This window comes from Plantactinospora sp. DSM 117369 (assembly GCF_053764795.1).
Window position 1 is genome coordinate 3,704,929 of the sequence record NZ_CM132446.1, and the last position, 26,913, is coordinate 3,731,841.

Consider the following 26,913-nt stretch of genomic DNA (forward strand, 5'->3'; position numbering starts at 1 on the left):
GATCGGCTACCCAGGAGCGGTATCGGTAATCGCCGCCGCAGCACCTCGTCCGTCCCGGCATCCCGGGCCGGCTCGGGATGAACCGGCGGAGATGGACTTCGGGTGCCCTGCCCGGCGGCCGGTCCGGGCGGGACCGGCCGCCGACCCCGAGGCGCGTCAGTTGAGACCGCGCGGGATCCGCCAGAAGGCGAATCCGGCCAACAGCGCGGCGAGCGCCAGGTACATTCCCAGCTCCAGCCACTGGAAGGTCCAGTACCGGTCGGCGGGTTGGTACGACAGGACCATGTGGAAGTTCTTCGACTCGACGCACGCCATGTGCACCTCCGGCGAGGTGTGCGGGCAGTTCTCGAACTGCTCCTGGCTCGCCGGCTTGCCGGAGGCGTCGAACAGCTGCGGGTTGCCGGTCAGCACCCAGGCGCCCGGTACGGCGTACCCCTCGGTCCGGACAGCGCCCGACGGGTTGAGGCTCAGGCCCCTGGCGCCGGCGGCGGTCCAGGCGACCGTCTCGGTGACGGCCGGTTGCAGGTGCGGGCGGACCAGGGTGGGCATCAGGATCTGCAGCAGGACGAACCCGGCGAGCAGGATGGCCATCGCGGGGAGGGTCCGGCGGATCAGCAACCCGACGGTGATCCCGGCGACGACCGCGAACGCGGCGTAGCCGAGCGGGGCGATGTTGCGGGTGGGGAAGTACAGGGGGTCGAACCGGCCCTCGAACAGCTTGTCGTACGGGCTGGCCGCCCAGGTCAGCAACAGGCTCAGCACGCCGGTGACGACCACTCCGGCCAGGGTGACGAGACCGAGTTTGACGGCCAGCCAGCGGGTGCGGGTGACGCTCTGGTTCCACACCAGCCGGTGGGTGCCGGTCTCGAACTCCCGGGCGAGCAGCGGCGCACCCCAGAATGCCCCGAGGATGCCGGGGATCAGCACGACCAGAAAGCCGGTCAGCAGCAGGGGCGTGAAGTAGGCGTTCTCGAAGAGGTCCTTGGCCGTCTCGGCGTTGCACCCGGCGCAGTCGACGTTCGCCTCGTAGGCGTTGCGGATGCGCAACCCGAGCACGACCAGGTAGGTCGCGAGCGCGGCCAGTACCGCGACAGCGACCACAGCCTGGCCGCGGAACTGACGCCAGGTCAGCCAGATCATCGGGAGACCTCCAGGGGCTGCACGGTGTTGGGGGTGCCGGCGGGTTCGGTGGCCCGGCCCAGGTAGGCGAGGACCATCTCCTCCAGGTCGAGGTGCTCCGCGGCGGGCAGGCGGTCGGGCAGTGTACCGGTGGCGTCGCGGACGATCAGCGTGGTCTGCCGGGCGGTGTGGGTCGCCTGGACGACCTCGACCCCCGGGGGTGGCGGATCGAGGTCGCCGCGCGCCGCGACCAGCCGGTAGTGGGTGGCGAGCAACTCCTCCACGTCGCCGACGAGCTGGACCCGGGAGGCAGCCAGCACGACCAGGTGGTCGCAGACCCGTTCCAGGTCACCGAGCAGGTGTGAGGAGAGCAGGACGCTGACCTCCAGTTCGGCGACGAACTCCATCAGGCTCTGCAGGAACGCCCGCCGGGCGAGCGGGTCGAGGGCGGCCACCGGCTCGTCGAAGATCATCAATTGCGGCCGTTTGGCGGCGGCGAGCGTCAGGGCGAGTTGGGCGCGCTGGCCGCCGGAGAGCCGCCCGGCCTTCTGCGTCGGGTCGAGGCCGACCTGGCTGACCCGCTGCTGTGCCAGCCGGTCGTCCCAGCCCGGGTTCAGCCGGGCGCCCAGCCGCAGGTGGTCACCGACGGTCAGGCCCGGGTAGACGGGGGTGTCCTGGGCGACGAAACCGACCTTGGCCAGTTGCGCCGCGTTCGCGGCGGGCCGGGAGCCGAGCACCTGGATGGTGCCGGCCGTCGGCGCGATCATGCCCGAGGCGAGGTTGAGCAGTGTGGACTTGCCGGCGCCGTTGGGGCCGACCAGGCCGACCACCCGCCCGGCGGGGATGCTCAGGGTCACGTCCGTGAGTGCCTGGCGCCGGCCGTAGCGCTTGCCGAGTGCGTCGGTCCGCAGGACCGGGGTCATGGGGTCACCTCTGTTGCCTTCCGGAATGTGGTCATGAAGAGGGCTTCGATGCTGTCCGCGTCCAGGCCCGCGCGCTGCGCCCTGGACAGCCACGCGACCAGCTCCGCGCGGAGCGATTCGTGCGCGGCGAGGGAGTCGTCGGTCAGCGTCCGGGTCACGAACGTCCCCACCCCCGGGCGGGGTGAGACCAGACCCTGGTGCTCCAGCTCCCGGTAGGCCTTCAGGACCGTGTTCGGGTTGATCGCCAACCGCGCCACGACCTCCTTGACCGTCGGGAGCTGGTCACCGGCGGAGAGCAGGCCGAGCCGCAGCGCCTGCTGGACCTGCTGGACCAGCTGGAGATACGGAGCGAGGCCCGAGCGGGTGTCCAGGTGGAAGTCGATCACTGCTACCTCTATTTATCTAGTCTCCTAGCACTATAGAGGTACAGCACTGACGGTTGTCAAGGACGGTCGACCGGGTCGGCGCGGCGCCGGGCCGGTGGTCGGGCGTACGTCCGGAAACCGCCGTTGGTCCGATAGGCACATCAACCGACGCTGATCTAAGTTCTACGGCAGTTGGCCGCCGCACCCGGATCGTCCTGCGCGCGGCGGCGGTGGACGGACGGCGGGGGGCGCTCGTGCGGATTCAGCTGCTCGGTCCGGTGCGGGCCTGGCGCGACGGCGAACCGCTCGACCTGGGGCCCGCCGCCCGCCGGGTGGTGCTGGGCCTGCTGGCGCTGGCCGGCGGCAAGCCGCTGCTGCGCGGCGAACTCATGAGCGGGCTCTGGTACGACCGGGAGCCGCCGACCAGCGCAGCGAACGTCATCCAGACCCACGTCAAGCACCTGCGCCGGCTGCTGGAGCCGGAGCGGCGCCCCCGGGACCAGGGCACCGTGTTGCGGCTGGTCGGCGACGGCTACGCGCTGCACCTGCCCGACGCCGGGCTGGACGTCGGGCGGTTCCGGCATCGGATCGACGCGGCCGCGACCGCGCAGCGGCGCGGGCAGCTCGACGCGGCGGCGGAACTGCTCGGCGAGGCACTGGCGCTGTGGCACGGTCCACCGCTGGCCGACATCCCCACCCTGGCGAGCCACCCGAAGGTGGTCGCGCTCGCCGGCGAGCGGCAGGCGGCACTCGGCCGGTACGGCGAGGTGATGATCGCCGCCGGTCGGGCCGCCGAGGGGTTGCCGATCCTGGCGGAGGCGGCGGTGGCCGCGCCGCTGGACGAGGCGGCGCACGCCCGGCTGATCCGGGCGTACCACGCGGCCGGGCGGCGGGGGCAGGCGTTCGCCGTGTACCACGAGGTGCGCCGGCGGCTCGCCGACGACCTCGGCGTGGCCCCCGGGCCGGCGCTGGCGGCCGCACACACCGCGTTGCTGCACGACGAGGAGCCGACCGCCCGCCCGACCGGACCGGAGACCGTGACCGTCGGGGCGGCCCGGGGCGCGCCCAAGCCGGCGCAGCTTCCGGCGGACCTGGCGGAGTTCACCGGCCGGACGGCCGAGCTGTCCCGGCTCGACGGGCTGCTGGACCGGGCGACCCGGCCGCCCGGACCGGCGGCGACCGTGATCGCCGTGGTCTCCGGCACGGCCGGCGTCGGCAAGACCAGCCTGGCGGTGCACTGGGCGCACCAGGTGGCGCACCGGTTTCCCGACGGCCAGCTCTACGTCAACCTGCGCGGCTTCGACCCGGCCGGCCCGGCGGTGGACCCGGCCGAGGCGGTAAGGCAGTTCCTCGACGCGCTCGGAGTGCCCGCCGAGCGGATCCCGACCGACCTCGACGCGCAGGCCGCGCTCTACCGAAGCCAGATGTTCCACCGGCGGATGCTGGTACTGCTGGACAATGCCCGGGACGCCGCCCAGCTTCGCCCGCTGCTGCCCGGCGGCCCCGGCTGCCTGGTCGTGATCACCAGCCGGACCCGGCTGGCGGACCTGGTGGCGATCGAGGGTGCCGGGCCGGTGCCGGTGGACCCGCTGCCGGCCCGGGAGGCCCGGGAACTGCTGCTGCGGCGGATCGGCGGGCACCGGGCCGGCGACGAGCCGCAGGCGGTGGCCGACATCCTGGCCCGGTGTGCCGGGCTGCCGCTGGCGCTGGCGATCGTGGCCGCCCGGCTCGCCACCAGCCGGGACCTCTCCCTGACCGACCTGGCCGGCCAGCTACGCCGGGGCGCCGACCGGCTCGATGCGTTGAGCACCGGCGACCCGACCACCGACCTGCGGGCGGTCTTCTCCTGGTCGTACCGGTCGCTCAGTCCCGCCGCGGCGCGACTGTTCCGGCTGCTCGGGCTGCATCCCGGGCCGGACCTCTCGGCCGCCGCCGCGGCCAGTCTCGCCGGCCGGCCGCCGGCCGAGACCCGGGAGACGCTGGCCGAGCTGACCCGCGCGAACCTGGTCGGGCAGCGGTCGGCCGGCCGGTACGCCCCGCACGACCTGCTGCGGGCGTACGCGGCAGAAGTTGCCGAGCGGTTCGACTCGGAGCGGCGGCGGTGGGCCGCCGTCGACCGGCTGCTCGACCACTACGTGTACAGCGCGGACGCCGCCGACGGGCTGCTGCGGACCGAGCCGAGCCCTCTTCCGCTCGGCCGGTCGCGCCCCGGAGTCACCCCGGAGCGTCCCGCCGACCACCAGCGGGCGCTGGACTGGTTCGCCGCCGAACGCGTCGTGCTGCTGGCCCTCCTCGAACACGCCGCCAGCACCGGACGCGACATGCAGACGTGGCAGCTCGGCTGGGCGCTGGGCACCTACCTGGACCGAAGCAGCCACTGGTACGACCTGGTCGGTACCCAGCGCGCCGCGGTGGCCGCCGCCCGCCGGCTGGCCGAACCGGCAGCCCAGGCGGTCGCGCACCGGTTCCTCGCCCGCGCCTACACCCGGCTGGCCCGTCTCGACGACGCGGACGCCCAGCTCCGCAACGCCCTGGAGCTGTACGGCCGCTCCGGTGACCGGGTAGGGCAGGGCCACACGCACCTGAACCTGTCGCTGATGTGGGAGCGGCGGGGCCAGCTCCCCGAGGCGCTCGACCACGCCCGGCGGGCGCTCGGGCTGTTCCAGGCCGCCGGTAACCGGCACGGGGAGGCGCGGGCGCGCAACGCGGTCGGCTGGTACCACACCCTGCTGGAGGACCACGTCTCGGCGCTGGCCTACTGCGAGCAGGCCCTCGTCCAGCTCCAGGAACTCGACGACCGCAACGGCCAGGCCAACACCTGGGAGAGTCTGGGGCGGGCGCACCACCATCTCGGCCACCGGTCGCGGTCGCTGCGCTGCTACGACCACGCGCTGCGGCTCTACCGGGCGCTCGGCGACCGCCACCTGGAGGGCATCACGCTGTCGCACGTCGGCGACACCCATCACGCCTTCGGAGACCTGCGCGCCGCCGGGGACGTCTGGCGGGAGGCGTTGGAGGTGCTTGGCGAGGTCGACCACGTCGAGGCGGGGAAGGTGCGTACCAAGCTCGCCGCGCTCGACCACCCGGGCCAGGTGGTCGGGACCGGGGTCGGCGCCGACGGCTCCGCGTCCCGCCGGTGGTGAGGGAGGGTCGGGTCAGAAGCTGGCCGGCAGCCCGAACGCCGCGAACAGGTGCGCGTCGAACGTGGTGATCTCGGCGATGAGCTGGTCCGGCACCCGCAGCACGAGAGGCCGGAGGGCCGGGCCGACAATCGACCGACCCGGCCCTCCGGCCGGTCCCGCTACTCCTCCGGTCAGCGCGGCGCCGGCAGCGTCGTCGTCCATAGTGCACGGCCGTCCTGGTCCCGCAGGTGTACGGTCAGCGCCCCGGTCGGGCCGTCGATCGCCGCCTCGCCGAAGTGCTGGAATCCCTCGGCCGGTGAGGTGTTCGCCCGGGGCGGGGCGTGCACGAAGACCGCCCGGGGCCCGAACGTGCCGTCCAGGGTGTTCGGCCCGAACGCGCCGCGGACCCGGCGGGCCCCGCGCAGGTCGGGACGGCGGCCGACCTCAAGGTGCAGCCGTCCGGCCCGGTCCGCCCGGGTCCACACCACGGCGGAGTGCGCGGTCGCGTCGCCGCTCTGCACCCCGTGGGTCAGCACCGGGCGTCCGCCGGGCCGCCAGCCGGGCGCGCCGGACCGCGCCGCCAGGTCGGGGGCGGCGGTCGCGGCGGCGCCGCCGAGCAGCGCGCCGCTGGCGAGTCCGGCTCCGGTGGTCAGGCCGGCGCGGAGCAGGGTACGCCGATCAAGTGCGGTCATCGGTCCTCCGAATCTGGGTGGAAACTCCGATCGGACCGAGGTCTACCGACCGGATGTTGCCTGACCACCCGGCTTCGGTGACCAGCGCCTCAACCGCACGCGAACGGCTGCCCCGGCGGCCGGACCCGCACGGCGGGGGCGCGGGGGTTTCCGGTGCCGGCGGCCGGGTAGGGAACTGCGGCTCTGCCGCCCGCGCGACCAGCGCCCTCCGGCGGTGGCACAGTGCCCGGCGCACCCGTGGCGGGCAGGATCCGGGCAAGGAGGACCCGTGGCGTCGAAGGAGTACCGCAAGGACCCGGAGGCCGTTTCCCGGCTGTCCCAGCAGCAGTACCACGTCACCCAGGAGAGCGGGACGGAACCGCCGTTCCGGAACGCCTACTGGGACACCAAGGAGCCCGGCATCTACGTCGACGTCGTCTCCGGCGAGCCGCTGTTCGCCTCGATCGACAAGTACGACAGCGGTACCGGGTGGCCGAGCTTCACCGCGCCGATCGAACCGGCGAACGTGGTGGCGATCGACGACACGAGTCTCGGGATGGTCCGTACCGAGGTGCGGTCGGCGCACGGGGACAGCCACCTCGGCCACCTCTTCGACGACGGCCCACGGGAGCGGGGCGGGATGCGGTACTGCATGAACTCCGCCGCGCTGCGCTTCGTCCCGCTGGCCGACCTCGAACGCGAGGGCTACGGCGAGTACCGCCGACTCTTCGACGGCGCGGACGGAAGCTGACCTGCCGTGGTCAGCGGGTCGTCGGCTGAGCCTGTCGTCGGGAGAGGGCGAGCCTGCGTCGCGCTCGGTCGACTTCGATGACGACGACCGTGACCTCGTCGCCGACCTGGACGACATCCGACGGGGCTTCCACGGGCGTCCACGCGAGTTCCGGGATGGGAACCAGTCCCTCGATTCCGTCGGCGACCTCGACGAAGGCGCCGATCGGGACCAGCTTGGTGACCCGTCCATGCAGTTTCCGGCCCAGCACAGTGCCGTCGGCGAATATCTGGAAGGGGTCCGGTTGCGTCGCCCGCAAGGACAGTCTGGCCTCCAGATTCCATGTGTCGAACTGGAGGAACTCACCCGAGACGCGCTGTCCGACCTGCACGACTTCGGAGGCTGACCGGAAGGGCCGCCAGGACAACTCGGCGAACGAGATGAACCCGACGCCGGGGAAGACGGGGTGGTCGGGGCCGTCGTCCAGCGCCACGAACACGCCGAACCGCTCGATCGCCGCGACGGTGCCGGACAGGAGTTCGCCGCGGTGCAGTGATTCCAGGAACGACCAGAGTTCGGGGTACTCAGCCGGTCCGTCCATACTGTCCAGCCTGTCACGCCGATCCCGCGAACCTGTTCGCGGCAGCACTATCGACCTTGGCGGGACGGCCGGCGGCGGGCCCGCCAGATGGCGAATCCGCCGACCGCCACCAGGACCAGCAGCGTCACCGCCACCGCACCGACGAAGGCGCCGGTGACGTCCTGGCTCGATTCCGCTGCCCGGTCCCGATCGAATGGCCTGTTGTCGGGAGTGGCGTGGGTGCTGGGCGAGGGGGAGGGCTTCGGCTCCCGATCCGCGCTCGGATAGCGCAGCAGCACCGGGTCGGCGGCGGACTCGCCGTCCGCCTTCTCCGAGAGCGTCAGCAGTGCCGTCCCGTCCGGGGCGTACGTGACCGTCTCACCCTGTGGCTCGTCGGGCAGCGGTACGACCCGGGGCGTCCCCTCGGTGACGGCGCGGACCACGTCGCCGTCGGTGACGTCGAACTCCAGGGCGTCGGCGTAGGTGCGCAGGACCACCCGGCGGCCGTCTGGGGCGACCGCGCCGCCGGTGACGAGTTGCCGCCCGAAGATCGAGAACGGATTGCTGGTGCTGCTCCTCGGCAGGGTGAACTGGCCGGCCTTGCGCAGCGGGGTGGTCTGCCCGGCCCGTAGCGCCCGGGCCGGGGTGTAGAGACCGGGCGTACCGGAGTCCTTGGTGACGATGATCGGGGTGCCGTCGCCGGAGAGCAGCAGCGCCTCGGCGTCGTGTGCGCCGTCCGGATAGCTGACCCGATGCAGCACCGGCGACTGGGCACCCGGGGCCAGTTTCCAGAGCGCGACGGTCTCGCGTACCCGGTCGTTGTCGCCGATGTCGCCGATCCAGATGGTGCCGTCCGGGGCCCGGGCCAGGTCCTCGGTGTCCCGGGGTGGGGACGGATAGCGGACGGAGCGGGTGACCGCGCAGTCCCGGTCGAGGAAGAAAATCCGCCGCCGGTTGTCCACATCGGAGCTGTCGTTGACCACCACGTAGCCGTCCTCGGTGGCGGCCAGCCCGGAGACCTCGGGTAGCCGCTTGTCGTCGACGGTGCAGACCGGGGTGCCGGCGGCGGCGCGGATGCCGGCCGCCACCTGCCCGGGTGGTTGCCCGGCAGCGGCGGGCCGGCCGGCCGCGCCACCGACCGGAAGGACCAGCACCGCCGCCGCCACGAGGGTCACCAGGCGCCGCATCCGGCAAGTGTGGCACGGGGTTTCACGTTTCGAGCCGGGTACCCGGCGGGGTCAGCCCATCGCGGTACCGTCGCCGGTCATGTCGCCTCCTGCGGTACCGGAGCCGCCCTCTCCGGTGGTACCGGAAGCGGGTCTTCCTGCGATGCCGGACGCACCTCGCCGGTGCCGCGCAGCCCTCGCCCGCCGGCAGAGCCGGTGACTGTTGCGTCGTTCCGGGCCCCACCGGGGGCCGTGGTGATGGCGGTGCCACGGCGGGGCCGGGGGTGCGGCCCGGTCCCGGTCTCGCGGACGAAGTCGACCGCCCGGCGTACGACCTCGGGGTCGGCCAGGATGCGTCCGTGCCCGAGCCCGTCGGTGCGGTGCAGCCGGCCCGGCCAGGCGGTGGCCATGGTGGCGCCGTCGGCCGGGTACACCTCCCGGTCGCTGCGGTCCTGCACGACCAGCAGCGGCGGCAGCTCGCCGGCCCGGTCGGCTCGTGTTCCCAGGTCGTAGTCGGTGATCGGCCGGCCGACCAGCGACTCCATCGCCGCGATGAGCCGGTCACCGACCACCGGGCCGATGCCGAGGGTCCGCCGGAACGCCTGGATGTAGGGGAGGGGGTCGGCCATCGGGGCGATCATCACCAGCCGGCGCACCGGCAGCCCGTCGAGGACGGCGAGCCCGGTCGCGCTGGCGCCGAGCGAGTGGGCGATCACGGCGTGCGCCGGGCCGTGGGCCCGGACGACCGCCGTCAGCGCGTCGGCGAACTCGCTGAGCGTGGCGCGGTGCGGGCCGAGCACGCCCGGTCCGGACCGGCCGTGACTGAGCGCGTCCCAGGCGACCACCCGGTAGCCGGCCGCCACCAGCGTGGGGACGAAACCGTGCAGTTGGCTGGCGGAGCCGCCCCAGCCGTGCGCCAGGTAGACGAAGGGGCCGCTGCCCCAGGCCCGGCCGGTGACCGTACCGCCGTTGACCTCGACGGTGAACGGGGCGCCGTCGTACGGGCCGGTGAAGGTCGTGGCGCCGCCCGGCCCGGCCGGCACGGTGGGTGCGGCGGTGCGCCGGCGGGGCAGGGTGCACCAGAGTCGCAACGCGAGCCGGCCGCCGGCCGCCGGCGCCAGGTGTTCGAGGGTACGGAAGACGACTCGCAACCCGCCGGTCGTGGCGGCGCGCCGAATGGAACGAACGATCGTGCTTTTTTTGCGCCGGACGTGTGGACTGGTCATGACGGCTCCTCGGGTTGTGGTGCGCTCAGTCGGACTTCGGTCGTGCCGCGTCCAGCAGGGCCTCGAAGGCCTGCCGGGTCCAGGTCTCGGTGCGCGGATCGTTCAACAGGCGGCGCGCGTGGAAGGCGCCGAGCATGACGCTGTGCAGGTCGTGGGCGAACCGCTCGGGATCGGCGGCCTCGTCGAACTGGCCCTCGGCGATCCCGGTGCGGAAGATCTGCGCGATGACGTCGGAGAGGTCCTTGTGGTCGGCGACCAGTTGGTCCCGGACCGGGCCGGGCTGGTCGTCGAACTCGGTGGAGGCCGAGACGAAGAGGCAGGCGGCGGCGACGTTGACGCTCTCCACCCAGTTCTCGAAGAGGGCTCGCATCCGGGCCTCGCCCCGGGGGGCGCGCAGTGCCGGGCGTACCACCTCGGCGGTGAAGGCGTCCTTGGCGTAGCCGAGCACCTGGAGGTGCAGCGTCTCCTTGGAGCGGAAGTGCGCGAACAGGCCGCTCTTGGACATGTCCAGCCGGGCGGCGAGTGAGCCGATCGTGAGGCCGCCGAGACCGAGCCGGCTGGCGACCTCGGTCGCCTCCGCCAGCACCGCCTGCCGGGTGGCCGCACCCTTGCTCACCCGGCATTGATAGCACGGTCGTTCGCATCCTGCCAAGGGTGCGCGCCGGTACGGTGCACCGGCACCGCGCCGGGGAGTTCGGCGAGGAGGTCGCTGTCGTAGTGGGCGGCCACTCCGACGGTGGAGAAGTCGGAGGTCACCAACTGTCGTCGGCCTCTCCGGTCGGCCGGACCGCCGTCGTCCACCGACCTCATATATCTGAAACCCCATCGACTTAGTGGGTTGTTGTCGAGGCTCCGTCACTGCCGGCATCGCGGATGTGAACTTGCCATTTAGCTGCTGTTACGTGGGAAGATGAACGACGACAGCCGATGTGTTGTGCCCGCCGTGTGCCTCGTAGGCGGCTCCGTACCGGCTACTTCTCATAGTCTGGAACGGCGTTGACCGGGTCCGAGCGGCCCCGCAGGATGGATCACATGCAGCGGCGATACGTACTCCTCCTCATCAGCCGCCTGCACATCGATCTGGCGCGTCACGCCAGCGCAGGCTGTCCCCGCTGACCTCGACCGTCCCGGCCCTCCGCCGGCCGCGTCGGTTCGCGCTCGGCCACGCCGCGACCTTCGCCCCGCGGGGGCGGGCGCTCGCCGCCCGCTGAACCCGCCACACGTCATCCCGCCGCACACCGTCGTGCGGGCGACCTCGCCTTCCTGATCCATTCCACCGAGACCGGCGCTCCCTCCTCCGTGACGGGCCGCGCCGGCGATGGTCGCTGCCCACCTGCCGTCGAACGGCGGCAGCTTCCGGCCGGTTAGGAGAGACGTCATGACCGTCACCGATGTCACCTCGCTCGACACCCCGATCGACGCGCCGCGGTTCCGGGCGCTGCTGCGCCGGCAGGCCGCTTCGGTGACCGTGGTGACCGCTGCCGGGGAACCGCCGGTCGGCTTCACCGCGACCTCGTTCACCTCGGTCTCGCTGCACCCGCCGCTGGTCTCCTTCTGCCTGGCCCGGACGTCGTCGAGTTGGCCGACCGTGGCCCGCACCGGGCACGTCGCCGTACACCTGCTTGCGCAGGGGCAGCACGAGGTGGCCCGTACGTTCGCGACCAGCGGCATCGACCGGTTCGCCCAGCACCCCGGGTGGCGACCCGGCCCGTACGGGGTGCCACTGCTGGACGGGCCGGTGGCCTGGCTGGTGTGCCGGGTCGTCGAACGCGTCGTCGCCGGTGACCACGCGATCGTGCTGGCCGAGCCGCTCGCCGGTGAACACACCGAGGACGGCGAGGCGCCGCTGCTCTACCACATGGGTCGGTACGCCTCGCTCGCCGCCTGAACACTGAACCTTTTTCAACCTCCCCTTGCGGTCCGTCGGACCGCAGCGTCGGACGCGGTGCGTGCGCGCCGCGCGGTTCAGGTGGAAAAAGGTTCACTCCGTCACTTCCCTCCGATCCAGTCCGCCGCCCCCCGAGGGGCCCGTCGCGCAGGAGTCCGCCATGTCACCTCCGCCCCATCCCGCTTCTGCCCGCTCCGGGCCGCCGGTGCTCCGTCGGCGTACCCTCCTCGGCGCCGCCCTCGGGGTGGCAGCGGCCGGACTCGCCGGCTGTGCCGGCGACGACGCACCCACGGTCCGGCTGGCCTTCGACGCGCCACTGCCGGCCGAGGTACCAGGCGGCACGGTGCTGCGGGTCGGCGACAAGGAGATCCAGAAGGCGATCGAATTCTCCGGCGAGGCGGAGCGGTTCCGCTTCGAGGTCTCCTGGGCGAACATCAGCGGCGGTCCGGAGACCCTGGAGGCGTTCCGCGCCGGCGCGCTCGACCTCGGCTCGGTCGCCGACATCCCACCGATCCACGCCGCCTGGACCGGTCTGCCCACCCGGATCGTCGCCGCCAAATTCCGGCAGGACCCGGTCAACCACCCGATCTACCAGCTCGGCGTCGCCCCCGGTGCCGGCGTCGGCGGCCTCGCCGACCTGCGCGGCAAGCGGATCGCCTACAGCCCCGGGCAGGCGCAGGGTGCGCTGGTGCTGCGGGTGCTGCACCGGGCCGGACTGGCCAAGGACGACGTCAAGCTGGTGGAACTGGCCAGCACCGGTGACGTGTACCCGACCGCGCTGGCCAGCCGCCAGGTCGACGTGGCGCCGATCGGCGGCATCAACATCAAGCGCTACCTGGCCAAGTACGGCAGGGACGGCGGCACCACCATCTCGCACGGTCTGCGCGACGACCCCGGCCACCTCTACGCGCCCGACCGGGTCCTCCAGGATCCCGCGAAGGCGGCGGCGATCCGCGAGTACGTGCAGCGCTGGGCGCGGGCCTGGGTGTGGATCGAGCAGAACCCGGACGAGTGGATCGAGCGGTACTACGTCAAGGACCAGGGGCTGTCCCGTGCGGACGGCCGGTGGTTGGTCGACAACGCCGGAGTGCCGGACATCCCGGCCGACTGGTCCGAGGTGATCGCCCGGCACCAGCAGACCATCGACCTGCTCGCCAAGGAGACCGGCAACAAGCCGCTGGACGCGGCCGACCTCTACGACCGGCGGTACGAGCCGCTCGGCGCGGCCGCGTTCCGGGAGGGAGTGAAGTGACGACCCAGGTTGATCCGCTGACCGCCCGGCCGACCCCGGTGCCGGCTCGGGAGCCGGTGACCCCCGCCGTACGGCATCGGGGCGCCCGCCGTCGACGCCGGCTCGGCCCGGGCCGGCCGATCCCGTTCGGCGCGGCGGTCGGGCCGCTGCTGCTGCTCGCGGCCTGGACGCTCGGCTCGCTGACCGGCCTGCTCGACGAGCGGACCCTGTCGGCGCCGTGGACGGTGGTGACCACCACCGGCGACCTGATCGTCAGCGGGCGACTCCAGGAGAGCCTGCTGATCTCCACGCAGCGGGCCGGGCTCGGCCTGGCCTTCGGGGTGCTGATCGGCACCGTGCTGGCCCTGGCCGCCGGGCTGAGCCGGTGGGGCGAGGCGGTCATCGACGGGCCGGTGCAGATCAAGCGGGCGATCCCCGCGCTGGCGCTGCTGCCGCTGCTCATCCTCTGGCTCGGCATCGACGAGCGGATGAAGGTCGTCACCATCGTGCTCGGCGTCTTCGTGCCGGTCTACATCCACACCCACAACGGGCTGCGCAGCATCGATCAGCGCTACGTGGAACTGGCCGAGTCGCTGCGGCTGAGTCCCGCCCAGTTCGTCCGCCGGGTGGTGCTGCCGGGCGCGCTGCCCGGCTTCCTGCTCGGCCTGCGGTTCGCGGTGGTCTCCGCCTGGCTCGCCCTGGTGGTGGTCGAGCAGATCAACTCGACCAGCGGGATCGGCTACCTGATGGAGCTGGCCCGGCAGTACGGCCAGACCGACGTCATCATCGTCGGCCTGGTGCTCTACGGCATCCTCGGACTGCTCTCCGACGGCGCCGTCCGGCTCGTGCAGAGGAGGGCACTGTCATGGCGACGCACCCTGGCGGACTGACCGTCGACACCGCCGCCGAGGCCGGCACCGGGCCGGTGGTCCGGGTGCGGGGCCTGACCCGGCGCTTCGGCGGGCGTACCGTGCTCGACGGGCTCGACCTGGAGATCGGCGAGAACGAGTTCGTCGCTCTGCTCGGCCGCAGCGGCTCGGGCAAGAGCACCCTGCTGCGGGCGCTGGCCGGGCTCGACCCGGACGTGGCCGGGGAGGGGCTGGTCGACGTACCGGGGAACTCCTCGGTGATCTTCCAGGACGCCCGGCTGCTGCCCTGGCAGCGGGTACTGGCCAACGTCGTACTCGGGTCGACCGGTGCGGCGGCGTACCGGCGCGGCCAGGAGCGGCTCGCCGAGGTCGGGCTGGCCGGTCGGGAGCGGGCCTGGCCCCACCAGCTCTCCGGCGGCGAGCAGCAGCGGGTCGCGCTGGCCCGGGCACTGGTGGGCGAGCCGAGACTGCTGCTCGCCGACGAGCCGTTCGGCGCGCTGGACGCGCTGACCCGGATCCGGATGCACGGCCTGCTCCGCGAGCTGTGCGAGCGGCACCGGCCGGCGGTACTGCTGGTCACCCACGACGTGGACGAGGCGGTCGCGCTCGCCGACCGGGTGCTGGTGTTGGAGGAGGGCCGGATCACCGTGGACACCCCGATCGAACTGCCGGCGCCGCGCCAGCACCGGCATCCGGGCTTCCTGGAACACCGTGAGCGGCTGCTCGCCGCGCTCGGCGTCAGGCAGACCGAGGAGGCCCCACGATGAGCCGGCGACCGGGCACCCTGCACCTGAACGCGTTCCTGATGGGGGTCGGGCACCACGAGGCGGCCTGGCGGCTGCCGGAGAGTGATCCGTTCGCGCACACCGACGTCCGGCACTTCCAGGAACTGGCCCGGATCGCCGAGCGCGGCACGCTCGACTCGCTCTTCCTGGCCGACAGCCCGGTGCTCTGGAACGACGTCGGCCGCCGGCCGTCCGGGGCGCTGGAGCCGACCGTGCTGCTCACCGCGCTGGCCGGGGTGACCGAGCACATCGGACTGATCGCCACCGCGTCCACGACCTACAACGAGCCGTTCAACCTGGCCCGGCGGTTCGCCTCGGTGGACCACGTCAGCGGCGGCCGGGCCGGCTGGAACATCGTCACCACCGCCGGCGCGGACGCGGCCCGCAACTTCAACCTCGACGAACTACCCGCCCACCGCGAGCGGTACGAGCGGGCCGCCGAGTTCATCGAGGTGTCGCGCAAGCTCTGGGACAGCTGGGCCGACGACGCGGCGCTCGGCGACAAGGCGGCCGGGGTCTGGGGCGACCAGGACCGGATCTTCCCGCCCCGGCACGCCGGGCGGTTCTTCAAGGTGGCCGGGGCGCTCAACGTGCCGCGTCCGCCGCAGGGCTACCCGCTGCTGGTGCAGGCCGGGTCCTCCACCGACGGTAAGGAGCTGGCCGCCCGGTATGCGGAGGCGGTCTTCACCGCCCAGCAGACCCTGACCGAGGCCCAGGCGTTCTACACCGACCTGAAGGCCCGGACCCGGGCGCTGGGCCGGGACCCGGACGGGATCAGGATCCTGCCCGGCATCGTGCCGGTGCTCGGCGGCACCGAGGCGGAGGCGCACGCCCTCGCCGACGAGCTGGACCGGCTGATCGTCCCGGAGTACGCCAAGCGGCAGCTCGGCATCATGCTCGGCATCTCCCCGGACGACCTGCACCTGGACCGGGAGCTGCCGGCCGACCTGCCCGACGAGGAGCAGATCGAGGGGGCGAAGAGCCGGCGTACCCTGATCGTCGCGCTGGCCCGGCGGGAGCGGCTGACCGTACGCCAGCTCATCGGCCGGCTCGGCGGCGGTCGCGGGCACCGCACCTTTGCCGGTACGCCGGAGCAGGTCGCCGAGGCGATCGAGGACTGGTGGGACAACGGGGCCGCCGACGGCTTCAACGTGATGCCGCCGGTGCTCCCCTCCGGGCTGGCCGCCTTCGTCGAGGAGGTGGTGCCGATCCTGCGACGACGCGGGCTGTTCCGCACCGAGTACGCCGGTCGTACTCTGCGGGACAACTACGGCCTGCCCCGCCCGGCCAACCAGTTCCGCGCCGACGCCCTCGCGACGTCCGCCTCCTAGTACTGCAACGGCACTTATTTGGGTTGTCGTCGCCGGTAGTGGCTTTGTTGGGCTTGCCATTGTCGGCGGCGGCGTAGTCGTGACCAGGTGATGGTGTGGTCGTTGGTCGGGTAACGGGCCTGAAGCAGTTTGATGATCAGCCTGCGGGCTTCGGGAACGGTGATGGGGATGAGCTGCTCATCATTGAGCGATTTGCCCCCTTTACTTCCTCGGCGCGGATGACCGCCAGCCAGGCTAGGGCCAGCATCGACAACGTGATGTGGGCGTACCAGCCCCGCCAGGTACGCACTTGGTAGTGGTCCAGGCCCGCTTCCTGCTTGGCCTGCTTGAAACACTCCTCGACCGGCCACCGCCGACCCGCGACCCAGACCAGGGTGGCCAGACTGGTTCGCCTCGGCGCGTAGCAGATGTAGTACGCGATCTCGATCGGGTCGCTGACGCTGCGTCGGGCCAGGAGCCAGTGTCCGCGCCCTGGCGCCCACCACGGCCGGATCGGCACTCTCACCCAGTCGTAGTCCCGCGGCCCATGCGCACCATCCCCACAGGACAGACGCCGCCAAGCCTTGGTCGGCAACTGGGCGACGATGGCGTCGACCCGGCCACGGCCGATCCCACGCGCGGACACGTCGTCGTTGCAACGGGTCGCCACGACGTGGAACACGTCCCGCTCCTCCAGCCACACCCGCAGGTACTTGGCCTGCCCAAACGCCTCGTCGGCGGTGAACCAGGTAAACGGCACCTCCGCATCGATCGCCCGTTGCACCATGTCGATGGCGATACGCGGCTTGGTCCGCAACTCGACGTCGTCGGGTACCCCGGCGTCACGGCACCGGTCCCGGTCGGTGGTCCACGACTCCGGCAGGTACAGGTGCCGGTCGATCAACGCGTGTCCGGTCGGGGCGACATAGGCCAGGAACGTGCCGATCTGGCAGTTGTCCTTCTTCCCGCTCGTGCCGGTGTACTGCCGCTGCACCCCGGCCGACCGGATGCCCTTCTTGATGAACCCGGTGTCATCGGCGACCAGCACCGCCCCGGTATGCCCCAACCGGCCGACCACGTAGTCGCGGATGTCGTCACGCACACCATCGACGTCCCAGTCCGCCCGGCGCAGCAGACGCTGCATACCATCCGGGCCGGTCTCACCAGCATGCTCGGCCAACGTCCAGCCGTTCTTACGCTCCAGGCCGGCGATGAGCCCGTCAACGTACCGGCGGACCCGTTGACGCGGCTCGGACCTAGCAAAACGCCCGCCTACCTGATCCAGCAACCCATCAAGCTCGCCCTGCCACGACACGACATCAACGTACGACACACAAAATCAACGCGCGGGCAGCGGCAACGACACTACAAGTGCCGTTGCAGTACTAGGAGTGACATGGTCGACTACCGGCCCTTCGGCCGCACCGGAGTCCTGGTCAGCCCGCTGACCCTGGGCGCGATGAACTTCGGCAGCCGGGGCAACCCGGACCACGACGACAGCATCCGGATCATCCACCGCGCCCTGGCCGAGGGCATCAACGTGATCGACACCGCCGACGTCTACTCGCAGGGCGAGTCGGAGGAGATCGTCGGCAAGGCGCTCGCCGACGGCCGCCGCGACGAGGTCTTCCTGGCCACCAAGTTCCACGGCCAGATCGGCGCCAGCCCGCACCACCGGGGCAACTCCCGGCGGTGGATCGTCCGGGAGGTGGAGCAGAGCCTGCGCCGGCTGCGTACCGACTGGATAGACCTCTACCAGGTGCACCGGCCGGAGCCGGAGACCGACTTCGACGAGACCCTCGGCGCGCTCAGCGACCTCGTGCACCAGGGCAAGGTGCGTTACCTCGGCACGTCCACCTTCGAGCCGTCGGCGATCGTCGAGGGGCAGTGGATCGCGCAGCGCCGGGGACGGGAGCGGGTGGTCAGCGAGCAGCCGCCGTACTCGATCCTGGCCCGCGGGATCGAGCGTGAGGTGCTGCCGGTGGCCCAGCGGTACGGCCTGGCGGTGATCCCGTGGAGTCCGCTGGCCGGCGGCTGGCTCGCCGGCCGGTACCACCGGGGACTGACCGAGCCGATCTCGCGGCGGGCCGAGAGGTTTCCGGCCCGGTTCGACCCCCGGCTGCCGGCGAACGCGCGCAAGCTCGACGCGGTCGAGGCGCTCGGCACTCTCGCCGCCGAGGCGGGACTCTCCCTGATCCACCTCGCCATCGCCTTCGTGCTGGAGCATCCGGCGGTCAGCTCCGCGATCATCGGCCCCCGGACGCTGGAGCACCTGGAGTCGCAGCTCGGTGCCGCGAAGGTGACGCTGTCCCGGGACGTGCTCGACCGGATCGACGAGATCGTGCCGCCCGGCACCACGTTGAACCCGGCCGACGCCGGGTACCAGCCGCCCGCGCTGACCGATCCCTCGGCCCGCCGCCGGTCGGCCGGCTGATCCGCCCGTACCGACGATCCGGGCCGCCCCGGACCTCGGGGCGGATGGTCGTCACCGGCCAGCCCGGCCCGCGGGCAGACCGGGATGCCGGAAGCCGGCCCCGAGCGGCGACCGCGCATCCGGGGCCGGGGCGGCCCGGCCGGCGCGGCGTGGCCGGGGCGGCGTGGCCGGGGCGGCGTGGCCGGGTCGGCCGGCCGGGGCGTGCCAGTCCGGCACCACCGCGCCGGCCACGGTGAACGAGCTGAAGTCGGTGGTTCGCCGGAATGCGGGCAGGGTGTAGAGGTCCCGGGCGTACGCCCACAGGTGCGGGTACGCCGCCAGCCCTGGGCAGATCGTCCGGGCGGCGTTGGCGCCGACGTCGAAGCGGACCAGGGTCACCCAGAGTCGGATGTCCGCCTCGGTCAGGGTCGGGCCGATCAGGTAGCGCCGGGTCGCCAGCCGGGCGTCGAGGGCGGCGAAGGCGTCGAGCAGCGCGACCCGGGCGGCGGCACCCTCCGCACCCGGCCGGGCGGCCGCGGGCGCACCGTGGTTGACCGCCGGGCCAAGCCAGGCGTCGAGCTCCTCGATCTCGTCGCGGTGCTCCTGCGGGTACGTGTCGACGACCGGGGTGGCGTGCCGGCGGAACCGGGTGGCGAGGTCGATGCCGATCGTCCGGTAGTCGTTGCTGACCACCGCGGCGGTGGCCCGGTCCCACAGCATCGGCACCGAGACGTGACCGTCGAAGCCCTCCTCGGTCGCCTCGTACGCCTGGCGCAGCAGCGTGAAGCCGTTCACCGGGTCCGGCCCGTATTGCTCGCGGAACGCCCAGCCGCGCCCGTCCCGGGCGTTGTCCACGTAGGAGACGCTGACCACGTCGGCGAGCCCGGCGAGCGCCCGGGTGATGGTGACCCGGTGCGACCAGGGGCAGAACCAGCCGGCGTAGAGGTGGTAGCGGCCGACCCGGGGCGTGAACCCGGCCGGACTCTCCTCGGCGATGCGTCCGGTGAAGCGGTAGCGCGGGCGGGGATCGTCGGGCCGCTGGGCGATCCGGTATTCGCCGTAGGTGACGGTGTCGACCGGGCTGGCCAGCCGACTGAAGCGCGACAGTCTCGGCATCGGAGACCTCCGGAGGACGCTAGCCAGACTAATCCTATCTGTTATATAGGATGTCTGTCCACTCTCGCCGGACGGCCGAGCCGATCCGGCCCGGCGCGGCGGCATAATGCGAAGGGTGCGAGCTGACCTGGACGCGCGACGGATCCGGCCTCCGGCGGGCGTCGGGACGCCGCGCCGACCACGGCGGTTCCCAGTGCGGCGTACGGCGCCGGTAGTCGCCGCGCTGGTGGCCGGCCTGGTCGCCGCGGCCGGCAGCCCGGCAGCGGCCATCCCGTCGATCCGGTACGCGGCCGCGCGCTGCGGCCCGACCGTCACCGATCCGCTCTCCGCCGCCCCGTGGCCGCTGACCCGGCTCCGCCCCGACCTGGCCTGGCCGTTGAGCACCGGGGTGGGAGTCAGGGTCGCGGTCGTCGACTCCGGCGTCTCCGCCGACCACCCCACCCTGGCCGGCAAGGTGCTCCCCGGCCGGGACCTGCTGTCCTCATCCGACGGTGGCGACGGCCGGTGCGACGAGAACGGGCACGGCACCCTGATCGCCGGGATCATCGCCGGCCGGGAGTCGGTCAGCGCCGGCTTCCGGTTCTACGGCGTCGCGCCCGGAGCCGAGATCGTGCCGGTACGCGTGCTCCGCGACCAGCGCAGATCGGAGGAGGCGGACCTCTCCGGGCGGATCGCCGAGGCGATCCGCTGGGCGGTCGACGAGGCCGACGCCGACGTGGTCAACCTGTCGCTGACCACCCCGCCGACCCGGCAGTTGCAGTCGGCCGTCGCGCACGCCGTCGCGCGGCGGGTCGTGGTGGTCGCCGCCGCCGGCAACACCGGTGAGTCGGGTGTGGAGGCCGGGCAGCCGACCTTTCCGGCGGCCTATCCGGGGGTGATCGCGGTCGCCGGGGTCAACGCCGCCGACGCGCACGTGCAGACGTCGACCAGCGGCGACTTCGTGGACGTGGCGGCACCGGGCGAGCGGATCGCCGGGCCGGCGGCGGCCGGCGGCGGCTACCTGTTCACCGCCGAGGGGGGCACCAGCTTTGCCACCGGGTACGTCTCGGGGCTGGCCGCGCTGGTCCGGTCGTACGACCCGACGCTCTCGCCCGACCAGGTGGCCGACCGGATCACCCAGACCGCCGACCACCCCGACGGGCTGTGGAACTCCCAGGTCGGCCACGGGGTGATCAACCCGGTACGGGCGGTCGGCGCCCTCCGTCCGTCCGGCGTACCGGAACCCGGGGCCGCCGTCAGCGTGCCACCCCCGGCCGCCCGCCCGTCCCCGCTGCGCGCCGTGAGTGCCGCCTCGGGGGTGATCGCCGTGGTCGGCGTCGCCCTGGCACTACTCCTGCTCGCCTCGGTACCGGTCGTCCGGCGGGGCCGCCGGCGCGGCTGGCGTACGGCACGCAGGTGACTACCGCCCGCGCGACGACCGTCCACACCCGATCGACGGGCCGCCGGAAGATCCGACCGGCCTCCCCTGTGCACCTCCCCGAGGCACCGTCGCGGTGATAATGTCCCGGCATCGTTGACACGGAGGTTGAGGCGTGGCCAGTGGGTTCAGCCGGGTCACGGTGGTAGCTCCACGCAGTCGTGTCGATCTCGCTCTACCCGCCGACGTACCCCTGGCGGACCTGCTGCCCACGGTGCTCAGCTACGCGGGCGACGCCCTGGCCGACGATCCGGCGGCGCGCAACGGCTGGACGCTGTCCCGGATGGGCGGTGCGGCGCTGGACAGCTCGCGCAGCCCCGCCCAGCTCGAGGTACGCGACGGCGAACTGCTCTACCTGCGACCCCGGGGTGAGGAGGCGCCGCTGCCGGTCTTCGACGACGTGGTGGACGCGGTCGCCACCGCCGCCCGGGAACGCACCGGCAGGTGGAGCCCGGCCGCCACCCGGGTGCTCGGCCTCACGCTCGGGGCGGTGACCCTGCTCGGTGGCGCGGTGGCGGTGCTGCTCGCCGGCCCGCCGCAGCTGCCCGGCGGCCTGGTCGGGCTCGGCCTCGCCGCCGCACTGCTGCTCGGCGCGGTGGTGCTGGCCCGGGCCGTGGGCGACACGCGGAGCGCCGTCGTCTTCGCGCTGGTGGCGCTCTGCTACGCGGCCGTCGGCGGGCTGCTGGTGCTCGCCGGCGACCGGACCGTCGGCCAGCTCGCCCCGCCGCACGTGCTCGTCGCCGCGACGGCGGTGCTGCTGGTGGCGGCGGCCGCCGCGATCGGCGTCGGCGACGCCGGGCCGGTCTTCCTGTGCGGTGCCGCCTGCGCGGTGGCGCTGCTCGTCGCCGCCGCTGTCCGGGTGCTCTTCGGGGTGGGTACCCCGGCCGCGGCCGCGATCACCGTGACACTGGTGTTCGGCACGCTTCCGCTGCTGCCGATGCTCGCCTACCGGCTCGGTCGGCTGCCCGACCCGTCGGTGCCGACCGACCCGGAGCAGCTTCGGCAGGACACCCACGCGGTCGACGGCCTCCAGACGTTCGCCCGCTCCGACCGGGCCGACGCCTTCCTGGCCGGCATGCTCGGCGCGCTGGCCGTGATCGGTGCGGCGGCCGCCGTCGCGCTGGCCGCCGACGGGATTCCCGGGCTGGCTCTCTGCGTCGTGCTCGGGTTGACGATGATGGCCCGGGCTCGCTGGTTCCTCGGTCGGGCGCAGCGGCTGCCGCTGCTGGGCGCCGGCGCCGTGGCCCTGGCCGCCGCCGTGGTCGCCGCCTACGACGATCTCGGCCTGGCGTGGCGGCTGACGCTGCTGCTCGGGTCGCTGCTGGTGGTCGCCGCGATCAGCGTCGGCTTCGCGCTGGCCGGCGGGCGCCGGCCGAGTTCACCGGTCTGGGGGCGCACCCTGGACATCCTCGAGGTGGTCCTGATCCTCGCCATCTTCCCGCTGGCGGTCTGGGTCAGCGGCCTGCTCGGCTGGATCCGCGCCATCCGCGGCTGACCCTGCCGTCTCCATGCCGACTCGGGGAACCCCGCCACCCCGCCGCGCGCCGACGAGGATCAGCCGAAGAGTTGGTGCTCGACCCGGGTCGGGGTGAGCCAGACGTACCGGGCGGAGCCGCCGCCGAAGGCGGCGACCATCTCGTTGCCCATCGTGGTGACCGCCGACCAGACCGGCCGGGGCAGGGCGAGCGCCGAGCCGACCAGCGCCGCCTCCGGCTGCGTCAGCCGCTGCACCAGCACCACGTCGGCGCCGGCCAGCACGGGTACGCCGGCCGGGGTCAGCCGGGGCAGCACGGTCAGCTGCGTCTCCCAGGCCCGGGTCGGTGGCCGCCGTTCCGGCCCGTGCACGCCGACGTCGCGCAGCCGCAACAGGGGTCGGGTCGGGTCGGCCGGCTCGTCGCCGCCGGGATAGGCCAAGCGCCACACCCGGTCACCGGCACCCCCGGCGGCCCGATCCAGAGCGAGCCAGTGCGCCAGCGTGGCGATGGTGCCGGCCGCCGCCGGGACGACCGCGTCCACGGCGTCGACCGCGACCCGCGCGCCGTGGCCGAGACAGCGGAACACCAGTACCTGGGCGGTCCACCAGTCGCCGACGAACGCCACGGTGAGCGGTTCGGGGCGGAACAGGCGCAGCAGTACCGGCTGGTTGGCGCCGTCCCGGCCCAGCACCACCCCGATGGCGTCGACATCGAGGGTGAGCCGGCCGAGCAGGTCGCCGGCGAGCCGGCGTTCCGGCGCGGCGGTCTTCGGGTCACCGGTCGGCATCGCTCGCTCCCGTCTGCGCATCGCCGGGCCGGGCCGGTCCGCGGGTCGCGTTCACCGGGCGACCAGTCCCAGGGTGGCGCCGGTCGGCGCGGTCGCGTACACCCCGGTGGCGTGCTCGCCGTTGAGCCGGACCAGTCGCACTCCGGCACCGGCCGCGCTGGCCAGTAGTTGACGTACGCAGGCGTCGACCGCGTCCGGGGTGGTGGCGACCCGGACCAGGGTCCGCGCGGTGGCCCTGCCCCCCGGGGCGCCGGAGCCGTCCCGCCGGCCGAACACCACCGCGACGCTCACGTCGAGCGCGGACGGGACCTGCGTGAGCGCCCGGAGCGGGTCCACGGTGGGCCTCGCCGGCCAGGACCGCACCGCGAAACAGACCTGCACCCGCCACTGGCCCTGCCAGCGTGACCACCGCTCCGGCCCGGGGCCGGGCGCCGCCACCCCGTCGACACCGCACGAGTACGCCAGCGCCTGGCGCAGGCCGTCCCCGTCCAGCACGGTGTGCTCGACGTCGAGGTTGGCCAACCCGGTGCCGACCCGGGTGATCGCCGCGCTGAGCGCCCGGTGTACGCCGGCCAGCCCGCCGCCCCGGTCCGCCGCCACCGTCGCCGCGTCCCGGGCCGAGAGCCGGGCGGCGATCCAGACGTCGTGGTGCACTGGCACCGCCAGCATCCGGCACAGCTCCCGGTACGACTGGGTGGCCGCGGAGCCCGGGTCGACGGCGGCGGTCGGCAGCGACGAGTGCCGCAGCACGATCTGCACCGTGCTGGCCGGCAGTGCCGGATCGGCCGCCAGGTCGGCGAGCCAGTCCAGCCGCAGCGCCGTGCCGGAGCCGCCGGAGAGCCCGTCGGGATGCCGCACCGAGATCGCCGCGAACCAGCCCAGCGCGTCCTGTCCGACCCCGATCGTGCCGGAGCGGTCGGTGACGGTGGTCGTACTCGGACCGGGCGAGACCACCGCCAGCAACGGGTCGTACCCGCCGGAGCGGCGCAGCTCGCGCCGGCTGTCCCGATGCCGCCGGGCCAGCCGCAGCCGGGCACCGAGGACCTCGTACCACCAGCGGCCGCCCGAGCGGCCGAACGTGGCGACCAGCAGCACGCCGGCGGCGGCTCCGGCCAGCGCACCCGGCACGGGGGAGAGTGCGTAGACGGCGGCACCGGTCGCGAACAGCGCCAGCTCGACGGCGACGAGTTGCGCCGTGCCGAACCGCCCGGTGGGTCGGCCGACAGCCATCAACTCCGGCATGGCCCACACCCTACGTGCCGACTGTATGATGTCGCATCGGCCGAAGGCGGGGTGGGGATGCGCAGCCGTCGGGAACAGGTGCAGGCATACCGGTTCCTCATCCGGCGGATCGTCTCCGCACTGCTGGCCGGCGAGCCCGAGACCAACGAACTGCCGATGCGGAGGTTCGCCCTCGCGATGCTCGGCGGCCTGCTGGCCGCGGTGCTGCTCCTCGCGGGGTTCGGCGTCTACGGGCTGCTGCGGCCGGGCGGGCGCCAGCCGGTGGAGAACGCGATCATCGTGGAGCGGGACACCGGTGCGAAGTTCATCTACACGCAGGGCCGGCTGCACCCGGTACTCAACTGGACGTCGGCGCTGCTCATCCTCGGCCAGCCGGAGCCGGTGGTGCGGACCATGTCGGAGAGTTCGCTGCGGGCCGTGCCGCGCGGACTGCCGATCGGGATCCCCGGCGCGCCCGACTCGCTGCCGTCCCGGTCGGCGCTGCTCGGCCTGCCGATCAGCGTGTGCAGCGCACCCCGCTCGCTGACCTCGGTCGCCCGGGCCACGCACCTGCTGGTCGGCTGGGCCCCGTCCGGCGGTACAGCGGTCGGCCGGCAGGGCCTGCTGGTCAGTGTGGACGGTGGCGACCGCTATCTGCTGTGGAGCGAGCACCGGCTGCGGATCCGGGGCAACGCCGTGCTCGCCGCCCTCGGCTGGGCCGGGATTCCGCCGGTCGCGGTCGGCGAGGCGTTCCTCAACTCCGTCCCACCGGGGCCGGACCTGGTGCCGCTGGCCCTGCCCGGCGCCGGCTCACCCGCCGAGCCGACGATCGCCGGCCAGCAGACCCGGATCGGGCAGTTGTTCCGGGCGGCGGGCAAGTCGTACGTGATGCTTCCCGACGGGCTCGCCCCGGTCGGCGCGGTCACCGCCCGGCTGCTTGAGGCGGCCGGGCGTGCGGTCAACGAGATCTCCGCCCAGCAGGCCGGCCGGCTGATCGTGGACAGGGTGGCCGAGCCGCCCGGGTTTCCCGACGCGGTGCCCGAGGTGCGGGGCGCGCAGACCCCCGCTCCGATGGTCTGCGCGAGCTACCGCGACGACGGCGGCGCGGCGGAGCACCCGGTCACCATCGAGACCTTCGGCGTCGTGCCGGGCGAGGTCCCGCCGATCGACGGGGCGCCGGTCGCGGCCCGGGCCGGGGCGGACGGGGTACGGCCGGCGGACCGGGTCGCGCTGCCGGGCGGGCACGCCGCCCTGGTCCGCGCCGCCAACCCGATCGGCGCGAACGCGGCCGGCAACGTCTATCTCGTCACCGATCAGGGGCTGAAGTTTCCGCTGTCCCGGCCGGAGCTGGAGAAGGCGCAGAGTTCGCTCGGCTATGCGGGCGTCCGGCCGGTGCAGGTGCCGGCGAGCATCCTGGCGCTGGTGCCGACCGGGGTGGCGCTCGATCCGGCGGCCGCGTTGCGGCTCTCGCCGCTGCCGACGGTCGCCCCGGTCGGCCCCGCCGGCTCCGGCGGCCAGGCGCGGGAGCCCACCCCCGGCCCGAGCTGACCCGTCCGGGACCAGGTCGGAGGGGCCGGCTACGCCCCTGGTCGCCGGGGTCCCGGGGTACGCCGGAGCAGCCGATCGCACTCGGCCACCTCGGGCGGGGTGAGTTCCCCGGCCGCCTGCTCGTACGCCGCGCGGGCCCGCTGCTGGGTGGCCTGGAGTACCCGGGTGACCACCTCGCCGAGCTTGACGTGGTGGTACTGCTGCAACGCCCCGCCGCGCAGCCGGACCTCGGTGATCGTGCCGGCGCCGGTCACCCGGACGCTGACCCGGCCGTCCCGGCTGTGCCCCTCGACCTGCGCGGCGGCCAGGCGGCCCAGTTCACCGTCCATGTTGTCCAGTGCGGCGAGTGCCCGCCGGGCCAGCTCCTCGTAGCCCGCCTCGTCGTGCGGGGAGTACACCAGCGGCTCGACGTCGTCCGGGTCGTCGCGTCCGGTCACCGGTCATCCCTTCCCAGTACTCCGCCGATCGGTTCCGGCCCGTCGGCGGGCTCCGTGGCACGCCAGCCGTCCGCGCCGGTACGCTCCCCGACCGCTCCCGGGACCGGCGGCACCACCTCTGCGGCGACCTCCGCGAGCGCGTCGCCGAGACGCTGCTGGGCGGCGGCGACCGAGGCCAGGACCGCCTCCTCGACCACCGACGGGTCGTGCCGGGCGATCGTCTTCGCGAACGTCACCCTGAGTACGACACCCTGGCCGTCGACCACCGAGGTGACGAGCCGGGCCGGGTCGGTGCCCTGGTAGGTGTCGGCCAGCAGCCGCTGCCAGCGCGCCTCCGTCCGGGCGATCGACGCCTCCAGCACGGCCAGGTCGGCCGGGGTGGTGGTCGGGTCGGACAACTCGTCCGTCGGCATCGGCACCTCCGCGGCATTGGGACTCGACCCGGCAGGCACTATATTTTACGAAGACCGACTCGATGTTCCTCCATGCCAGGCAGAAGCGACAAACTGGGAGG

General features: G+C 73.4%; 27 protein-coding genes. 11 read left to right on the forward strand and 16 right to left on the reverse strand.

Annotation, left to right across the window (positions count from 1 at the left end):
- Nucleotides 1–156: 156 nt before the first annotated feature.
- Genes ACSMXO_RS16145 through ACSMXO_RS16155 form a run of 3 tightly spaced genes read right to left on the reverse strand, consistent with a single transcriptional unit; the run spans nt 157 to nt 2,428 of the window.
- Nucleotides 157–1,140: a hypothetical protein gene (locus tag ACSMXO_RS16145; RefSeq protein WP_346256649.1), complete on the reverse strand. Its 984-nt coding sequence runs from the start codon at nt 1,138–1,140 to the stop codon at nt 157–159.
- Entirely contained in the window at nt 1,137–2,042 is a 906-nt protein-coding gene (locus ACSMXO_RS16150; RefSeq protein ID WP_346256650.1) for an ABC transporter ATP-binding protein, read from the reverse strand. The genes ACSMXO_RS16145 and ACSMXO_RS16150 overlap by 4 nt, the downstream gene beginning before the upstream one ends.
- On the reverse strand, nt 2,039–2,428 hold the full coding sequence (locus tag ACSMXO_RS16155) for a GntR family transcriptional regulator (RefSeq protein WP_346256651.1): 390 nt from the start codon (nt 2,426–2,428) through the stop codon (nt 2,039–2,041). The genes ACSMXO_RS16150 and ACSMXO_RS16155 overlap by 4 nt, the downstream gene beginning before the upstream one ends.
- A gap of 233 nt (nt 2,429–2,661) precedes the next feature.
- Here ACSMXO_RS16155 and ACSMXO_RS16160 point away from each other — a divergent pair, with 233 nt between their 5' ends.
- Nucleotides 2,662–5,550 (forward strand): AfsR/SARP family transcriptional regulator, encoded by a 2,889-nt coding sequence (locus ACSMXO_RS16160; RefSeq protein WP_455418355.1) that lies wholly within the window; start codon nt 2,662–2,664, stop codon nt 5,548–5,550.
- A 12-nt stretch (nt 5,551–5,562) separates the two neighbouring features.
- Here ACSMXO_RS16160 and ACSMXO_RS16165 read toward each other — a convergent pair whose 3' ends face one another.
- Together ACSMXO_RS16165 and ACSMXO_RS16170 are read right to left on the reverse strand one after the other, a co-directional pair.
- Nucleotides 5,563–5,751: a hypothetical protein gene (locus tag ACSMXO_RS16165; protein WP_455418356.1), complete on the reverse strand. Its 189-nt coding sequence runs from the start codon at nt 5,749–5,751 to the stop codon at nt 5,563–5,565.
- Nucleotides 5,721–6,221 (reverse strand): PhoD-like phosphatase N-terminal domain-containing protein, encoded by a 501-nt coding sequence (locus ACSMXO_RS16170; protein WP_455418357.1) that lies wholly within the window; start codon nt 6,219–6,221, stop codon nt 5,721–5,723. The genes ACSMXO_RS16165 and ACSMXO_RS16170 overlap by 31 nt, the downstream gene beginning before the upstream one ends.
- 268 nt (nt 6,222–6,489) lie before the next feature.
- Between ACSMXO_RS16170 and msrB the strand changes: the two genes are divergently transcribed.
- Nucleotides 6,490–6,951: a peptide-methionine (R)-S-oxide reductase MsrB gene (msrB, locus tag ACSMXO_RS16175; RefSeq protein WP_455418358.1), complete on the forward strand. Its 462-nt coding sequence runs from the start codon at nt 6,490–6,492 to the stop codon at nt 6,949–6,951.
- A 10-nt stretch (nt 6,952–6,961) separates the two neighbouring features.
- Here the strand turns inward: msrB and ACSMXO_RS16180 are convergent, their stop codons facing one another.
- From ACSMXO_RS16180 to ACSMXO_RS16200, 5 genes are all read right to left on the reverse strand, one after another.
- The gene (locus ACSMXO_RS16180; protein WP_455418359.1) at nt 6,962–7,531 is read right to left on the reverse strand and encodes a S1 RNA-binding domain-containing protein; all 570 of its coding nucleotides are present in this window, start codon (nt 7,529–7,531) and stop codon (nt 6,962–6,964) included.
- Between the two features lie 47 nt (nt 7,532–7,578).
- The gene (locus tag ACSMXO_RS16185; RefSeq protein ID WP_455418360.1) at nt 7,579–8,697 is read right to left on the reverse strand and encodes a hypothetical protein; all 1,119 of its coding nucleotides are present in this window, start codon (nt 8,695–8,697) and stop codon (nt 7,579–7,581) included.
- A 77-nt stretch (nt 8,698–8,774) separates the two neighbouring features.
- Nucleotides 8,775–9,902: an alpha/beta fold hydrolase gene (locus tag ACSMXO_RS16190; RefSeq protein ID WP_455418361.1), complete on the reverse strand. Its 1,128-nt coding sequence runs from the start codon at nt 9,900–9,902 to the stop codon at nt 8,775–8,777.
- Between the two features lie 25 nt (nt 9,903–9,927).
- On the reverse strand, nt 9,928–10,518 hold the full coding sequence (locus ACSMXO_RS16195; protein WP_455418362.1) for a TetR/AcrR family transcriptional regulator: 591 nt from the start codon (nt 10,516–10,518) through the stop codon (nt 9,928–9,930).
- Entirely contained in the window at nt 10,515–10,658 is a 144-nt protein-coding gene (locus tag ACSMXO_RS16200) for a hypothetical protein (protein ID WP_455418363.1), read from the reverse strand. The genes ACSMXO_RS16195 and ACSMXO_RS16200 overlap by 4 nt, the downstream gene beginning before the upstream one ends.
- A 622-nt stretch (nt 10,659–11,280) precedes the next feature.
- Between ACSMXO_RS16200 and ACSMXO_RS16205 the strand changes: the two genes are divergently transcribed.
- The 5 genes from ACSMXO_RS16205 (at nt 11,281) to ACSMXO_RS16225 (ending at nt 16,006) form a co-directional block, all read left to right on the forward strand.
- Complete coding sequence (locus ACSMXO_RS16205; RefSeq protein WP_346256660.1) at nt 11,281–11,790, forward strand: flavin reductase family protein; 510 nt, start codon at nt 11,281–11,283, stop codon at nt 11,788–11,790.
- Between the two features lie 160 nt (nt 11,791–11,950).
- Entirely contained in the window at nt 11,951–13,042 is a 1,092-nt protein-coding gene (locus ACSMXO_RS16210; protein WP_455418364.1) for an ABC transporter substrate-binding protein, read from the forward strand.
- Nucleotides 13,039–13,911 (forward strand): ABC transporter permease, encoded by an 873-nt coding sequence (locus ACSMXO_RS16215; RefSeq protein ID WP_455418365.1) that lies wholly within the window; start codon nt 13,039–13,041, stop codon nt 13,909–13,911. The genes ACSMXO_RS16210 and ACSMXO_RS16215 overlap by 4 nt, the downstream gene beginning before the upstream one ends.
- Nucleotides 13,887–14,657, forward strand: a complete 771-nt coding sequence (locus ACSMXO_RS16220) for an ABC transporter ATP-binding protein (RefSeq protein ID WP_455418366.1) — start codon at nt 13,887–13,889, stop codon at nt 14,655–14,657. Before ACSMXO_RS16215 ends, ACSMXO_RS16220 begins: the two co-directional genes overlap by 25 nt.
- Nucleotides 14,654–16,006: an LLM class flavin-dependent oxidoreductase gene (locus ACSMXO_RS16225; protein WP_455418367.1), complete on the forward strand. Its 1,353-nt coding sequence runs from the start codon at nt 14,654–14,656 to the stop codon at nt 16,004–16,006. Before ACSMXO_RS16220 ends, ACSMXO_RS16225 begins: the two co-directional genes overlap by 4 nt.
- 136 nt (nt 16,007–16,142) lie before the next feature.
- On the opposite strand, the gene ACSMXO_RS16230 is transcribed toward ACSMXO_RS16225, so the two are convergent.
- Nucleotides 16,143–17,318, reverse strand: coding sequence for an IS701 family transposase (locus ACSMXO_RS16230; RefSeq protein WP_455413976.1), 1,176 nt, complete (start codon nt 17,316–17,318; stop codon nt 16,143–16,145).
- Nucleotides 17,319–17,381: 63 nt separating this feature from the next.
- Here ACSMXO_RS16230 and ACSMXO_RS16235 point away from each other — a divergent pair, with 63 nt between their 5' ends.
- Nucleotides 17,382–18,419: an aldo/keto reductase gene (locus ACSMXO_RS16235; RefSeq protein WP_346256665.1), complete on the forward strand. Its 1,038-nt coding sequence runs from the start codon at nt 17,382–17,384 to the stop codon at nt 18,417–18,419.
- A 51-nt stretch (nt 18,420–18,470) separates the two neighbouring features.
- Here the strand turns inward: ACSMXO_RS16235 and ACSMXO_RS16240 are convergent, their stop codons facing one another.
- Nucleotides 18,471–19,514 (reverse strand): glutathione S-transferase C-terminal domain-containing protein, encoded by a 1,044-nt coding sequence (locus ACSMXO_RS16240; protein WP_455418368.1) that lies wholly within the window; start codon nt 19,512–19,514, stop codon nt 18,471–18,473.
- 115 nt (nt 19,515–19,629) lie between these two features.
- Here ACSMXO_RS16240 and mycP point away from each other — a divergent pair, with 115 nt between their 5' ends.
- Entirely contained in the window at nt 19,630–20,913 is a 1,284-nt protein-coding gene (mycP, locus tag ACSMXO_RS16245; RefSeq protein ID WP_455418369.1) for a type VII secretion-associated serine protease mycosin, read from the forward strand.
- Nucleotides 20,914–21,046: 133 nt separating this feature from the next.
- Nucleotides 21,047–22,426, forward strand: coding sequence for a type VII secretion integral membrane protein EccD (eccD, locus tag ACSMXO_RS16250; protein ID WP_455418370.1), 1,380 nt, complete (start codon nt 21,047–21,049; stop codon nt 22,424–22,426).
- Nucleotides 22,427–22,485: 59 nt separating this feature from the next.
- Here the strand turns inward: eccD and ACSMXO_RS16255 are convergent, their stop codons facing one another.
- Nucleotides 22,486–23,193, reverse strand: coding sequence for a hypothetical protein (locus ACSMXO_RS16255; RefSeq protein ID WP_455418371.1), 708 nt, complete (start codon nt 23,191–23,193; stop codon nt 22,486–22,488).
- Nucleotides 23,194–23,244: 51 nt separating this feature from the next.
- On the reverse strand, nt 23,245–24,435 hold the full coding sequence (locus tag ACSMXO_RS16260) for a type VII secretion protein EccE (RefSeq protein ID WP_455418372.1): 1,191 nt from the start codon (nt 24,433–24,435) through the stop codon (nt 23,245–23,247).
- 57 nt (nt 24,436–24,492) lie between these two features.
- Between ACSMXO_RS16260 and eccB the strand changes: the two genes are divergently transcribed.
- Nucleotides 24,493–25,962, forward strand: a complete 1,470-nt coding sequence (gene eccB / locus ACSMXO_RS16265; RefSeq protein ID WP_455418373.1) for a type VII secretion protein EccB — start codon at nt 24,493–24,495, stop codon at nt 25,960–25,962.
- A gap of 29 nt (nt 25,963–25,991) precedes the next feature.
- On the opposite strand, the gene ACSMXO_RS16270 is transcribed toward eccB, so the two are convergent.
- Together ACSMXO_RS16270 and ACSMXO_RS16275 are read right to left on the reverse strand one after the other, a co-directional pair.
- A complete protein-coding gene (locus ACSMXO_RS16270; RefSeq protein WP_455418374.1) occupies nt 25,992–26,399 on the reverse strand; it encodes a YbaB/EbfC family nucleoid-associated protein in 408 nt (135 codons plus the stop codon).
- Nucleotides 26,396–26,812 (reverse strand): YbaB/EbfC family nucleoid-associated protein, encoded by a 417-nt coding sequence (locus ACSMXO_RS16275; protein WP_455418375.1) that lies wholly within the window; start codon nt 26,810–26,812, stop codon nt 26,396–26,398. Before ACSMXO_RS16275 ends, ACSMXO_RS16270 begins: the two co-directional genes overlap by 4 nt.
- Between the last annotated feature and the right edge of the window lie 101 nt (nt 26,813–26,913).